The 12,848-nt window shown below is 53.1% G+C and carries 12 protein-coding genes and 1 pseudogene; 1 reads left to right on the top strand and 12 read right to left on the bottom strand.

Annotation, left to right across the window (positions count from 1 at the left end; translation table 11 throughout):
- Positions 1–161 precede the first annotated feature (161 nt).
- The 8 genes from KI367_RS15270 to KI367_RS15235 all read right to left on the bottom strand — a co-directional run bounded on the left by KI367_RS15270 (position 162) and on the right by KI367_RS15235 (position 9,740).
- Positions 162–1,292: a discoidin domain-containing protein gene (locus tag KI367_RS15270; RefSeq protein WP_212950683.1), complete on the bottom strand. Its 1,131-nt coding sequence runs from the start codon at positions 1,290–1,292 to the stop codon at positions 162–164.
- A complete protein-coding gene (locus KI367_RS15265; RefSeq protein WP_052147403.1) occupies positions 1,243–1,470 on the bottom strand; it encodes a hypothetical protein in 228 nt (75 codons plus the stop codon). Before KI367_RS15265 ends, KI367_RS15270 begins: the two co-directional genes overlap by 50 nt.
- A 224-nt stretch (positions 1,471–1,694) precedes the next feature.
- Positions 1,695–2,519 carry a GNAT family N-acetyltransferase gene (locus KI367_RS15260; protein ID WP_212950681.1) on the bottom strand — a complete coding sequence of 275 codons (825 nt, stop codon included), beginning with the start codon at positions 2,517–2,519 and terminating at the stop codon, positions 1,695–1,697.
- 268 nt (positions 2,520–2,787) lie between these two features.
- Positions 2,788–3,723: a cation diffusion facilitator family transporter gene (locus tag KI367_RS15255; RefSeq protein ID WP_036715120.1), complete on the bottom strand. Its 936-nt coding sequence runs from the start codon at positions 3,721–3,723 to the stop codon at positions 2,788–2,790.
- A 206-nt stretch (positions 3,724–3,929) separates the two neighbouring features.
- Entirely contained in the window at positions 3,930–4,181 is a 252-nt protein-coding gene (locus KI367_RS15250) for a YuzB family protein (RefSeq protein ID WP_036715119.1), read from the bottom strand.
- A 38-nt stretch (positions 4,182–4,219) separates the two neighbouring features.
- The gene (locus KI367_RS15245) at positions 4,220–5,167 is read right to left on the bottom strand and encodes a bifunctional riboflavin kinase/FAD synthetase (RefSeq protein WP_036715118.1); all 948 of its coding nucleotides are present in this window, start codon (positions 5,165–5,167) and stop codon (positions 4,220–4,222) included.
- A gap of 333 nt (positions 5,168–5,500) precedes the next feature.
- A complete protein-coding gene (gene metE / locus KI367_RS15240; protein ID WP_212950679.1) occupies positions 5,501–7,789 on the bottom strand; it encodes a 5-methyltetrahydropteroyltriglutamate--homocysteine S-methyltransferase in 2,289 nt (762 codons plus the stop codon).
- 148 nt (positions 7,790–7,937) lie between these two features.
- Complete coding sequence (locus KI367_RS15235) at positions 7,938–9,740, bottom strand: glycoside hydrolase family 30 protein (protein WP_212950677.1); 1,803 nt, start codon at positions 9,738–9,740, stop codon at positions 7,938–7,940.
- A 417-nt stretch (positions 9,741–10,157) separates the two neighbouring features.
- Between KI367_RS15235 and KI367_RS15230 the strand changes: the two genes are divergently transcribed.
- Positions 10,158–10,697 (top strand): NADPH-dependent FMN reductase, encoded by a 540-nt coding sequence (locus KI367_RS15230; RefSeq protein WP_036715116.1) that lies wholly within the window; start codon positions 10,158–10,160, stop codon positions 10,695–10,697.
- A gap of 157 nt (positions 10,698–10,854) precedes the next feature.
- Here the strand turns inward: KI367_RS15230 and KI367_RS27625 are convergent, their stop codons facing one another.
- The 4 genes and pseudogenes from KI367_RS27625 to KI367_RS15215 all read right to left on the bottom strand — a co-directional run.
- Positions 10,855–10,905, bottom strand: a complete 51-nt coding sequence (locus KI367_RS27625; protein ID WP_373316237.1) for a hypothetical protein — start codon at positions 10,903–10,905, stop codon at positions 10,855–10,857.
- 121 nt (positions 10,906–11,026) lie between these two features.
- Positions 11,027–11,293, bottom strand: coding sequence for a fibronectin type III domain-containing protein (locus tag KI367_RS27620; protein WP_373316236.1), 267 nt, complete (start codon positions 11,291–11,293; stop codon positions 11,027–11,029).
- An 18-nt stretch (positions 11,294–11,311) separates the two neighbouring features.
- A pseudogene (locus KI367_RS15220) lies at positions 11,312–12,394 on the bottom strand (chitinase); the annotation flags it as partial.
- Between the two features lie 179 nt (positions 12,395–12,573).
- Positions 12,574–12,848, bottom strand: a 275-nt coding sequence (locus tag KI367_RS15215) for a hypothetical protein (protein ID WP_212950676.1), incomplete at its 5' end; no start/stop codon positions are given.

Below are 12,848 nucleotides of genomic sequence, written 5' to 3'. Positions count from 1 at the left end.
ACTCTGACAACGGGAACGGCACACATGCAATAATGGAACTAATGATAAAAGAAAAGCGGCCATATGTAAATATAAGATATAACAAATATATCGAACTACGTTCGAGCATCAATAAAAAATCCGGCGGGCTGCCGCAGCAGTCACGCCGGAGTATGCGCATTTTAAGGATACAAACCGATTTCCGCGATTTGAAGCTCCGCCCCGCCGTTGTTCGCCGTAACGTGGAGCCGGTAATATTTGAAGGCGGACGGCTGGTTAATGGCATAGGTTTTGGTCAAAAACCGGCTGGCGAAAGCTTCGTTCGAACGGGTATCGAGCGTCGTCCAATTCGTCCCGTCGTTGGAACCGAGAAGCGTCCAATTTTTCGGGTCTCTTGGCGGAAAGTCGTTGGCGGACGTGATCGAATACGTTGCGGCTGCATGGGAAGCGTTGTTTCCGAACTGATACTGAATCCATCCGGAGTTCGCGAAAATCAGCCATTTCGTTGCGCTGCTGCCGTCAAACGCCTTTTCCTTCCCTTCCCCGGACGGGCTGTTGGAAGAACTCGCCGCAACCGTTCCGCCGGTCGTCAACGACCCGGCATTAGGCGAAGACAGCGCATTGTTGATGGCAGCGGCATAATCGCCCGCCGACCCGGCGCTTGGGTTGTTCAAAATCGCGTCATAATACCAGATGAATCCGCCGTGAATGCCCGCTTGCGCCTTCCATTCGGTCATGCGGGAGGCGACTTGGCCCGGGGTATGGCCGCCGCCGGACGTTTTGCTGTCGAGTCCCGGCATGACGGTCATGCCCAATTGGCTGTTCCAGTAAGCCGGATCATTCCCCGCTCCGCCGTCATACACCTGCAAATAAATGCGGTCCACGCTGGCCCCGAGCTGGGATTTGACGCTTTTCCAGTAGCTGACGTTGGTATAAGGACATAAGGTGATTTTGTAGCCGAGGCCGGCCAGCATGCTGCCAAACGATACCGATGAATTAACGTCGTACAAATCCTCGTTGTCGAAGCTGACGGCATCCGCCATGGTTGCGGTTTTCAGTGCCGCAAAGTTTTTGTACAAAATGCTGTTCGTACCGGTGCCTTGGGCGGCAATCAGGTTTTTGATGTTCTGGAAATCGCTGACGCCCCAAGAACCGACGCTGATCTCAAGGCGTTTCACCGAAGTCGGGGCTTGCTTGAGCGTGGCGAGACGAGCCGGCCAGGCCGAATCGCCCACGTACGCTCCGTTCGAAACGACGAGCTGATCATTGTAATAGAGATCTCCGTTGCCGTGAACGTGGATCGTCCATAACATGACGGTCGTGAAGCCGGATTGCTTGCTTCAGGATGTCCATCGTCTGCGTTCCGCCGGAATAAAACGGGCCTCCCCCGTAAATGACGGATTCCGGTTCCGTTTGGGCCGATGCGCCCGCGGGAAACAACCCGATCAGCATCAGGCAGCTTAGCAGCCAATAAAGCGGTTTTCTTTTCATCGATTCACCTCGCCCGGGATTTGTAAAAAAGGTTCTGTGCATGCAGAACTGAAGCTATCTAACGATATGTGTCAATTCCCGGTTTTTAGAATCGGACCGCTTGCACAAATTTTCACTTTTTTTACAAATCGGCAGCCAAACGCAAGATGCCTAGACCAAAGCGATTCGCTTTCCCTTTGAAAACATGATTATCCGCCCGGACCGGCTGATCGCTAAGCTGGAACTCAACGTTCCGCGATCGGCGCCCAAACGGCCCGCGTCCATGCGATCCGCAGCCCTGCCCGCTCCATGTTGTTTTGGCTAGTGCTACCGAAAGCGGCTTGGGCGGCGACCAGCTCGCATTCGGCCTTATAGGCCTCATGCAAACGCCACTTCAACAGCGACGTCTGGAGTCCTTTGTTCCTGAACTCGGGATGCGTTGCCGCCAAGGTCAGCGAGGCCGTCCGGCCGCTGATATGCATGACGCCGACGGCCGCGGGCCGGCCGTGCCATGATGCCATGAACAAATTCCAGCCGGGGCGGTTCAGCAAACCGATGTTGTTTTGGATGAAATGATGTTTATGCCGGATATCCATGCCGGAGCCGATGCAATGAATGCCTGCGTAGACGTCAAAATCCGCTTCGTTTTCGACCGGACGGATCGAAATGCCTGAAGGCAGACCAGGCGCTTCCGGGGCCGGCAGCCCGTACAAAACGGAATGGAAACGCCGATGGGCAAGCCCGTTTTCGGTTAAATGGCGGAGCAGCTCCGGGCTTGTTCCTACCGGATCGATATCCAACTCGAATGCACGATCCCGTTCGCGGTAAAATTGAATGATTTCTGCCACGCGATCCATGTCCTCATCGGACAAACCCTTGACGGAATTAAATACGCCCCATGGCATCGTCCGGATATAATAGGACACCGCATTTCCGAAGGTTTGGATTTCGACCCCTTGCGGGTTGCCTTCTTGCTCGCCAATCGAGCGGATCCGCGAAGTCGTGAAGTCGATTTCCGACTGCCGGATTTGCTTGGCCAATGCTTCACGGATTACCGGTAATGCTTCCATGCGATCCCTCCCGCTTTTTTTATGTCATCCATTATGCAGACATCCCATCCCAAAGGGGTTCTTCAATCATCGCTTGTCCCGCGCCATGAAAAATCATCGAACGACCGGGAACCAAAAAGCCGCAGATGAACAACGGCCCATCTACTGCTTTAGATATCGGTCAAACACCCGGGATAAATACAACGCACTACTATTTCACATATTTTCCTATATTGTATTTCGTTGCATTTTTAACGTCAATCTATTTATTAGGCTTCATTCGTTTCACTTACGCGTGCTTCAACAAAAACTGCTTTCCGTATTCCCCGTGGTCATGGATCGACGGATGTTCGATTTGAATGGTCGAATGCGCGATGCCGTATTTTTCTTGGAGGAGTTGGTTGATCGCCGAAATCACCTGAAACGCCTGCATGTCTATCCGGATGAACACATGTGCCGTAAGCGAATAATGATCGGTGGATACGGCCCATAAATGAAGCTCGTGCACGTCATTGATGCCTTCCAGGGCGCGGATATCGCTGCGAATGGCGTCCAAATCGAATTGGTCGGGCACGGATTCCATCAGCACCAGGTAAGACTCGCGGATAATTTTGGCCCCGCCGGTGAAAATGATTCCCCCGATGACCATGCTGATGAGCGGATCCAAAAAGTGATAACCGGTAAAATAAATCAGCACGGCCGACACGATAATCCCGACGGAGCTTAACAGGTCCCCGATAAAATGCCAAAGCGCGCTTTTGACGTTAAGGTTCTCTTCTTCCTTCATGCTGCGGCTCAGAACGACCGTAAGGACGATGTTGACAATGAGACCGATCACCGCGATCGTCAGCATCGTAGGCAGCTTCACTTCCACCGGATGGATCATGCGCTGAATGCCTTCCACAAAAATGCCCAATGCAATGACGGCCAATGCCAGGCCGTTCAGAAACGACGCGATGATCTCGAAACGGAGAAAACCAAACGTATATTTCCGGTTCGGTTTGCGCGTGGCCATGTAAATGGCCGCCATGCTTAACCCCAAAGCCAAAACGTCGGAGATCATATGCGCCGAATCGGATAACAAGGCCAAGGAATGGGAGATCAAACCTCCGGCGACTTCGACGATGGTAAAAAACAACGTCAGCAGCAGGGTGATCCAAAGCGTTTTTTTCGAGGTCTGCTGTTCTTTCACATGGTCCAGGTGGTGATAGTCGTAATTTTTCATGTCTGCGTCCTCCTGTATCTTAATTAGAATTATTCTAATCTGATAATTTATATAAATAATATACCCGTTTTTGTGTCTCCCGTCAATTGAACTTTTAATGGATACCGCGGATGATGTTCATGGCCGCAAAACGCAAAAAAAGCTGCCGAGATTTTGTCTCGCACAGCTTTGCTTCAGGATCTCCGAAAAACTTTAATTTGTTATGGCTAAATGGATGCGTAGACGGCTAATTCCAGGTCGATACGCTGCCTGATGAGATCTAGGCATTCGGCGGCCGTTTCGGCAAAGATCCGCTTGCCGTTGACGATCGCATAGGGCCTTCTCGCGCATATCCCGCAAAACGAAAGGCAGGTGCTTTCAAGCACGGCCACTTCCGGATATTCGGCCTCTAAAATCTGTTCGACCTCGATCTCTTGAATCAGGCTGCCGTCGCAAATTTCGACGATGATGATCCCCATGCCGCTTCGCCTCCCTTCAAGCAGGCCGATCCGCCGATTCAGGCGGGAGCGACGCTAAGCAACCTTCTGGCATTCACTTCATCCTGTTTCATTTGCTCGATCAGCGCATCCAGACCCGTAAATTTGATTTCGCCGCGCAGATAATGCATGAAGGTCAGCGTCACCGTCCGATCATACAAATCTCCGGAGAAATCCAGCAGGTAACCTTCGATCAAATACCCCTGACCATCGACGGTGGGCCGGTACCCTGCGCTGATCAGGACGTGATACCGGCTTTTCCCTTCCGGTTCGCCATGGATATCGGCCGTCCCCACGTAAACGCCGGGCTTCGGGAAAACATAGTCGTCCACCCCGCCCATATTAATAGTAGGAAAACCCAGCTTTCTGCCCAGCTTCTGGCCGTGTATGACGATTCCGGTAACCGAATAAGGCCGGCCTAAAAGCGAAAACGCCGTTTCCACGCGGCCTTCGGAAATGTCGGTTCGGATCTCCGAGCTGCCGATTTTTACCCCGTTATCGGTCACGAGCGGAATCACCGTCACTTCCGCGCCGATGCGGGCACATAGCTCGCCGAGTTCCTTCGTGCCTCCCCCTTGCCCGTGCCCGAAATGAAAACCTTCGCCGACCACGATGCGCTTGACGTTCAGCCTTGAAAGATGCTCCATGACGAATTCTTCCGCCGAGATTTGGGCGTATTCCTTCGAAAAACGGATCCGGTAATAACGCTCGACGCCAAATTGCCCAAGGATGCGAATTTTCTCGTCCTCAGGCGTTATTTTTCGCTTGAACGCTTCATCCTGCTTCAACACCCACAACGGATGCTCCGAAAAACTCATGACGGCGAGCGCTTCCCCTTCCCTTTTCAGTTCGTTGGCCGTTTGGAGGATCGCCTGATGTCCTTTATGGATTCCGTCGAATTTTCCGATCATCAGCACGATCGGCTTGGAATCATAAGGAGGTTGTGACGCGATGTCGATGACTTCCATGAAAAATACCCCGCTTTATCCTTTAATATGATGGATTGTTTCTAAAAAGCGAATATCGTATTCAACAAAACATACTACACTTAGTATATTAGAATGTATATAAAGTTTGGTGATTTCATTAGAACATAATGGACGGAAAAAATCAATCGCTTATTTTCAATACGAACCGGGGCGCGTAGCGCCGCTGTGATCCGCGTTGGCCCCATCAAACATACGTTTCGTTAGCTGCTTATTTAATTATACTAACAAACCGGGGAAAACTGAATACCGAACTTTTCGCCCGAAAAAAAAGAAACCCGCAATCCTGCGGGTCCATGGGCGTTGCATATGAAATCAGACTTGTACGGCATATTTTTCGCGTGCGATCTTGGTCGCTTCCACCATGTTGCGCAAGGAGGCCACCGTTTCTTCCATGCCGCGTGTTTTCAATCCGCAGTCCGGATTGATCCAGAACAGCTTCGGATCGAGGACCCGCAGCGCGCGGTCGATCATGCCTGTCATTTCCTCGACGCCGGGAACGCGCGGGCTGTGGATATCGTACACGCCAAGTCCGATGCCGAGCCCGTAAGTGTTCTCTTCAAAGCTATGGATCAGCTCGCCGTGGCTGCGGGAGGTTTCGATCGAAATGACGTCCGCGTCCATCGCCGAAATCGAATCGATCATGTCATGGAACTCGCAATAGCACATATGCGTGTGAATTTGCGTCGTATCCTGCACCGTGCAGGTGGTCAGGCGGAACGCTTTGACGGCCCATGCCAGATATTCGGCCTGGTCTTTCTCTTTCAGGGGAAGCCCTTCGCGGACGGCAGGTTCGTCCACCTGGATCATGCCTATGCCGGCCTTCTCCAATGCTTCTACTTCTTGCCTCAAAGCATAAGCCAATTGATAAGCGATCTGCTCGCGCGAAATATCCTCGCGGACGAACGACCAGTTCATGATCGTGATCGGACCGGTAAGCATCCCTTTGACGGGCCGGCTCGTTTTCGACTGGGCATATTGCGTTTCCTCGACGGTCATCGGCTTTTCGAACGCGACGTCCCCGAAAATGATCGGCGGTTTGACGCACCGGGATCCGTACGACTGCACCCAGCCATACTGGGTAAAGGCAAATCCCGCAAGCTTCTCCCCGAAAAACTCCACCATGTCCGTCCGCTCGAATTCGCCGTGCACGAGGACGTCCAGCCCGATTTCCTCCTGCAATCCGATCCAGGTGTCGATCTGTTCCCGGATGAAGCCGGCATACTGCTCGCCGCTCCATTCCCCTTTTCTCCACAGCTGCCTTGCTTTGCGCACTTCTACGGATTGAGGAAAACTTCCGATGGTCGTCGTCGGCAGCACCGGGAGCTGCCATTTTTTCTGTTGCACGGCATGGCGCTCGGCAAAAGGAAGGCTGCGTTTGGCGTCCTGCTTGCTGATGGCGGCAACGGCCTGCTGGACGTCGTTCCGGTTGCGTTCCTTGGACCGCTCCAGCGCACGGATGGCCAGGTCGCATTCGTCCAGTTCTTTACCGATCGCGTCCGTTCCCGAAGAGACGGCCTTCGTCAAAAGAACCAGTTCGTCCAGCTTTTCGTCGGCAAAAGCAAGCGCCCCCTTTAATTCCGGCAATAATTTCGTTTCGCTGCTCACGGTCACCGGGACATGCAGCAAACTGCACGAGGACTGGACGATGATCCGGTCCGCCGGAACGAAGGATTGGAGCTTCTCCAGCAGCGCGGCCTTCTCGCGGAGCGATGCCTTCCAAATGCCGCGCCCGTCCACGACGCCCGCCCCCAACACTTTGTCTTGCGGGAATCCCGATGCCTGGATCAACCGGATATTGCCCGCATAACCATGGACAAAATCGAGGCCGATCCCTTTGACCGGAAGGGAGACGATGTCGCTGTAGCTTTCGACGGCTTCAAAATAGGTTTGCAGCATGATGTTGAGGGTTGGGGCCTCTGCGGCAAACGTGCCGTAGATGCTGTGCAACCGCCGGATGTCGGCATCGCTTAGGCCGGTAACCAGAATCGGCTCGTCGATTTGCACCCACTCCGCGCCTTCAAGGGCCAGTTCCCGAAGTATCTGCGCATAAAGCGGCACAAGGCGCTCCAGCCAGGCGTCCGTTTCGGATTCGTCATAACCTTTGGACAATTTGAGGAAGGTGAGCGGCCCGAGGATAACGGGTTTTCCTTCGATGCCAAGGCGTTCCTTCGCTTCGCGGTAGGCAGCCAAAGGCTTGTTTTCCGTAACGGCCGGCTCCGCTCCGTCCAATTCAGGGACGATGTAGTGGTAATTGGTATTGAACCATTTCGTCATTTCGCTTGCCGCCGCATCCGTCGTTCCCCGCGCGATTCCGTAATAAACGGAGAGCGGCACGGGTCCGCCATCATAAGGAAACCGTTTCGGAACGATGCCGAACATCGCGGCCGTATCCAGGACGTGATCATAATAGCTGAAATCGTTCACCGGGATCAGTTCGATGCCCTTTTCCTGAAGCTTGCGCAAATGGTTCAACCGAATGTCCTGCATCCGGCTCTGGAATTCGGATTCTTCGATCTTTCCCGCCCAAAACGCCTCAAGCGCTTTTTTCCATTCGCGGTTATCGCCGATGCGCGGATATCCCAAAATACTGCTTTTTGTCATCTTGTAACACTCCTAATCATGGATTTTGCGAAAATTCCAATCCAAATGGTTACAAGAAAGATATCACGGATTCAGCGATATAGTGTAACTGTATTATCCTATATCCAGTTATAGCCAAAAGCTATATTACATGGACACCGATTTTAGATTATGATAAAGAGTTAATTACCACTCGGGATACTTGCTTTTCCCAGGAGTCGCTGCCGGACAACTCGATTTTCAGGTACTGCGTTCCCGCGGGCATTTCCAGCGGCGTGTACGTTTTTTTATACCATTTGCTTCCGGTATAACTTCCCGGCGTGCTCGTATGCACGACTGGGGTCCAATGCTGATTGTCGGCCGACGCATAAAATGCGACGCCGTCCCACACGCTGAATTGATACAAGTCCGCTTTAAAATTCGTGATGTTGGGAACGTGGTAAACGAAGTTTTCGGTCGTGCCGCTGTTCCGTTTCACGCGGGACGTATCGCCGTTAAAATATCCGCTGTTGGAGGAATCCATGACCAGGCCGCTTGTATGGGAAAAGGTTTTGGACCAATCGTTCAGGTCGTCCGTCAAGGTTTGCTCCTGAAGGGACGGCGAGCCGTTTTCGCCCGTGTAGGTCACGACGCTTTTTGGAGGAAGGGAGACGTTGAATTTCCCGTTTTGCAAAGGAACGGCGGGGCCTTCCGCTAAATTGAGGTTATCGTTGGTGGTATAGGGAGTGAGCCGTCCAGCCGTGAAGCCGTTGGGCACAAAGCCAAGCTCTGCCGTGGCATCGGTGTCGTTGATGGCGACGATGGCGAACTTTCCGGTTGCCGGATCTTTGTAAGCCGAGGTGTATACGCCGGACTGGGGATTGTCAGGGGCTCCGATCCGCACATAGCCGGGTTTGATGAATTTGCTGAAGTTGCCGAAGGTAAAGTAGCGTTTCGTCAGCGCGTAGGTGTTGGCGGCTTTGTCGACGTTGATCAAACCTTCGTCGTTATTGCCCGGGATCGCGCCCGTCCAATACATCCAAGCGTTGACGCCCGCCTTGGTCATGAAATTATGGGTCTGCTTCGCGAACTTGAGGCCGGAACCCATGCCCGGATCGTAGGAATCGACCTTGGACACCTCCGTCATCCATACCTTTTTCCCTTTGGATTGGGCGGTCGTAAACGGGGTTGTCGGCAACTCCGCATTGATGATCGGCACGGGGTAGTTATGTCCGGCCACGATGTCCAGCCTTTCGGCGGAAGCCGGGTCGTTCAGGGAGTCCTTGATCAGATCCTCCGACCACCAGGACGATTCGCCGGCGATGACTTTGGTCGACGCCACCCCTTCGTTGATCATCGCTTGCTTCAAATAATCCTTCAGGAACACCTGGAAGTTCGTCGAATTCCATTCGCTCGAATCCCAGGTCAGGAACGTCATGGAGTTCGGCTCGTTGGCAATGGAGACGGCGTACAGGTCAAGACCGAACTGCCGTTTGTATTCTTTGATGAATTTGGACATGAGCAGCGCGTAGTCGCCGTAATTTTCCTGCTTCAGGTACCCGCCGTGCGTCGTGGAGTTGTTCGTTTTCATCCATGCCGGCGGGCTCCACGTGCTGGCGATCAGCTTATCCACGCCTCTTGCTTTCGCCTGCTGCATCACCCATACTTGGTCCGGTCTGGCGTTGAAATCATATTGTCCCGGGGCAGGATTAAACTGCGGGAACAACGCGCCGCGGAAAATCGAAATGCCGATGCCGGTGTCCGGTTTGAACAGCAGATCCATGCTCTCGCTGCGGACGGGCTCCTGCAAATCATAGATGGCGTCGGACCAGCCGGCCTGCGACACCCCGAAGCCGTCGATTTCCTGCTTAACGTCATTCCAGTTGACCGTAACGTCCGATGCTGCATGCGCGGTAAAAGGAACGGCCGCGAAAGCCGTCAGCATCACGCTCATCGTCAAGCCCATCAGTTTTTTGGCGAATGTTTTCCTCATAACAAACCACCTTTCGAATCGTTGTCATGAAATCCTAAAAAACAAAACGTATGCGGTATCATGCTCGCAAAACACGCCGCTGCTCCTTGTGCCGAGCTCGTTGTCTTATCTCCGTTCTTCCACCTCCTTCCCGCTCAAAAAAAATGTAAGCGCTTTCATCTAGATTATATCCATCCTCTTCGAAGGCCGCTACCACAATCATGACCTGTTTCTAACATTACCGTGACTTTTTCGCGCTCCCCTTTCATATATCAAAATAGGGTCCATGGAACCGAATCCAAGCCAAAAAAAATATAATACACAAACTTTTTGTAAGTGGCCTGACAAAATATATGCGCAGAGTTTATGATACTGACAACTGATCATGCATACCTCATAAATTACGAATAAAAACGAACGATAAGGAGAGAAAACAATATGTCAAAATTGAACATCGGCATTATTTTGGGAAGCACCCGCGAAGGACGTTTGAGCCCGCAGGTTGGGGAATGGGTCAAAAAAATCGCGGATGAGCGCGGCGACGCAAACTACGAAATCGTGGACATCGCGGACTACAAACTGCCACTTTTGGGTGAAGCAGACGCTGCCGAGCAAGCCGAAGCATGGAACCAAAAGCTTTTCAGCCTGGACGGCTTCGTGTTTATCGTGCAAGAGTACAACCACAGCATCTCGGCTTCCCTGAAAAACGCGCTGGATTACGCGCGCGACGCCTGGTTTAATAAAGCAGCGGGCATCGTGAGCTACGGTTCCGTGGGCGGCGCCCGTGCGGCCGAGCATCTGCGCGGCATTTTGGGCGAATTGTCCGTGGCGGACGTTCGCGTTCACCCGGCGCTTTCGCTGTTCACCGACTTCGAAAATTTCTCCACCTTCAAACCTGCCGACCTGCATCTGACGAACCTGAACGGAATGTTGGATCAAGTGCTGGCATGGAGCGGCGCTTTGAAGACGTTGCGATAAACAATGCGGAAACCGTCCTGATCGGTCATCGAAAGATGCCGAAAGGGGCGGTTTTTTATATGCCTTTTGCCGACGCCAAACTCGGTGTCATCATCAAAAAAAAGCGGCGCCGCCGGGCTTCGTTTTCCCGTGCAGGCATGCCGCTTAAGGGTGTCGTTTATTTCATCTGCCAAAGGGCCGGTACGTTCGGCGGCTCCCACCCCGTCAACGAGGTATGGGGCTGGCGGCAGACATAGGTTTTTCTCCGTAAGTAACTTCGTCGCCGGATGTATAGCCGACATTCGGGGCCCAAGCTTGAGCGCCGCCCTGTGCATCCGTCGTGACGGCAATCACGGTGCCTGGCGACAGGTTACCTGCCGCATCCCTGGCGACAGGTTACCTGCCGCATCCCTTGCGGTCACCGTAAACCTGTAGCTTGTATTTGGCGTCAAACCGCCGATGACGGCGCTGGTCCCGCTTACGGTAACGCTCCCCGTTCCATAGGATACGGTATAACCGGCAACGCCGACGTTATCCGTCGAAGCGCTCCAGCTCAACGATACGCTGGTTGCCGTTTGGGACGTGACGATGACGTTCGAAGGAGCCGTAGGCGGCACGGAATCCGGCACCGGCGGACTTAACCCGTCCAGATAGGCGCGGTGGCTGTTCGAAAATTCGAACTGGTTGAAGCGGTCCCAGTTGATGGACCATGTCATCAGCCCCCGGAAATCCGGATATCCTCCGGCATTCCCCCGCATCGTATAACCGGGCAGCTGAACCCCTTTGATCAAGGCATCGAGCGCTTTATGGACTTCGCTGACGGATGTGAATCCCCCTCCCGCATTCGCGTTCGCCGGCAGCCCCAACACGACCTGATCCGGACGCAGCCCCGAAAAGAAGCGGTTCAGATTTTTCGCAACCGGAAAACCGGTCAGCACCATGTCCGCCATCGCGACATGAAAATCCGCCGTCCCCATATTGTGAAACTGATCATCCAGCCCCGTGATCGGCCCCGAATTATAGTTCTGCACTTGGAGCCAGTCGAGTATATCCCGCGTCGCGTCAATGACCGGCAAATAAGCACCCGCACGGTTGTCGCAGCTGATGCAGCTCCCCCCGTAAAACGAATACCCCAGCTGCACGAAAAAAGTCTCGGGCGCCATCGTCAAATAAAACGACTCCGTCCCGAAATGGTCGTTGATCGTGCGCAGCGCCGAGATCAGGTTGACGATGACCGGCGTTGTCGGATGCTTAAAATCGGAGTCCCCTGCATTCAAATAAAGCGAATGGCCTTCAAAATCGACGTCCAGTCCGTCAAAGCCGTATTTTTCGATGATCGCCGTGACGGAAGCCACGAAATTATCGCGGGCTTGCGCGCTTGCAAGCTGCACCTGCCCGTTCGCGCCTCCGATGGAAATGAGAACCTTCTTTCCTTGGCTCTGCAGAAAGGCAACGTCCGCCTTAAAATCCGCTTCCGTGTAATTGTAGGGCGTAAAACCGATCGTCCCGTTGGTCGCCCCGGCGGCTGGTTCCGCGAAAGCGACGTTGACGACGTCAAACTTGGGCGAAACGTCGCGGAGCCTGATAAAACCGGAGCCGTTGTCGGAGTTGTGCCAATACCCTACCATCGTTTTGCTCCCTACGGCCGCATGGGCTTTGGATACGGCTGCTCCGAATCCCTGGATCAAAAAGCAAAACATCAATGCAATCAAGACCATGCTCCACGTTTTCCGGAACGCGATACGTTTGAGGATCATCGGGCATCTTCCTCCTTGTCATGGAATAAATGATACCGCTTCCAAAAGACAATTTTCGGCTTGAACCGCCTGCCTGCCCCTCCTTTCTTCCCAAGCGTTTGCCGGCCATCTCCTTTGGGCGATTGCTTACCTCTCCATTATCAGGAAAAGGGATGCCGAGCAGAAGGGATAATATACAATACAAAGGGATAAATTTCCATATTATGTATGTTTAAAAGGGTAATCCGCAGAAATAGGGGCTTCGGATTGGAGCCCTGGCCTTTTCGGTTTTGTCGCGCAATAAACGCGAAAAAGGGGCTGTCCAATAAGTCCCCAAAATAAAAAGTTGGTCGGAAAAACGTCATGTTTTCCGTCCAACTTTTTTTGTTCTGTCGCTTTTGCAGGAAAGTAGCGAGGCGGATGCCTGCCACCTTCA

The sequence above is a fragment of the Paenibacillus cookii genome (assembly GCF_018333375.1).
In the GTDB taxonomy this organism is placed as follows: Bacteria; Bacillota; Bacilli; order Paenibacillales; family Paenibacillaceae; genus Paenibacillus_AQ; species Paenibacillus_AQ cookii.
This window is presented reverse-complemented; position numbering and strand designations above follow the sequence as displayed.

What these genes read in the sequence shown, in the direction of transcription:
- KI367_RS15270 (WP_212950683.1), bottom strand. Translation starts at nt 1,292, where the DNA reads ATGTTATGGACGATCCACGTTCACGGCAACGGAGATCTCTATTACAAT.
- KI367_RS15265 (WP_052147403.1), bottom strand. Translation starts at nt 1,470, where the DNA reads ATGAAAAGAAAACCGCTTTATTGGCTGCTAAGCTGCCTGATGCTGATC.
- KI367_RS15260 (WP_212950681.1), bottom strand. Translation starts at nt 2,519, where the DNA reads ATGGAAGCATTACCGGTAATCCGTGAAGCATTGGCCAAGCAAATCCGG.
- KI367_RS15255 (WP_036715120.1), bottom strand. Translation starts at nt 3,723, where the DNA reads ATGAAAAATTACGACTATCACCACCTGGACCATGTGAAAGAACAGCAG.
- KI367_RS15250 (WP_036715119.1), bottom strand. Translation starts at nt 4,181, where the DNA reads ATGGGGATCATCATCGTCGAAATTTGCGACGGCAGCCTGATTCAAGAG.
- KI367_RS15245 (WP_036715118.1), bottom strand. Translation starts at nt 5,167, where the DNA reads ATGGAAGTCATCGACATCGCGTCACAACCTCCTTATGATTCCAAGCCG.
- metE (WP_212950679.1), bottom strand. Translation starts at nt 7,789, where the DNA reads ATGACAAAAAGCAGTATTTTGGGATATCCGCGCATCGGCGATAACCGC.
- KI367_RS15235 (WP_212950677.1), bottom strand. Translation starts at nt 9,740, where the DNA reads ATGAGGAAAACATTCGCCAAAAAACTGATGGGCTTGACGATGAGCGTG.
- KI367_RS15230 (WP_036715116.1), top strand. Translation starts at nt 10,158, where the DNA reads ATGTCAAAATTGAACATCGGCATTATTTTGGGAAGCACCCGCGAAGGA.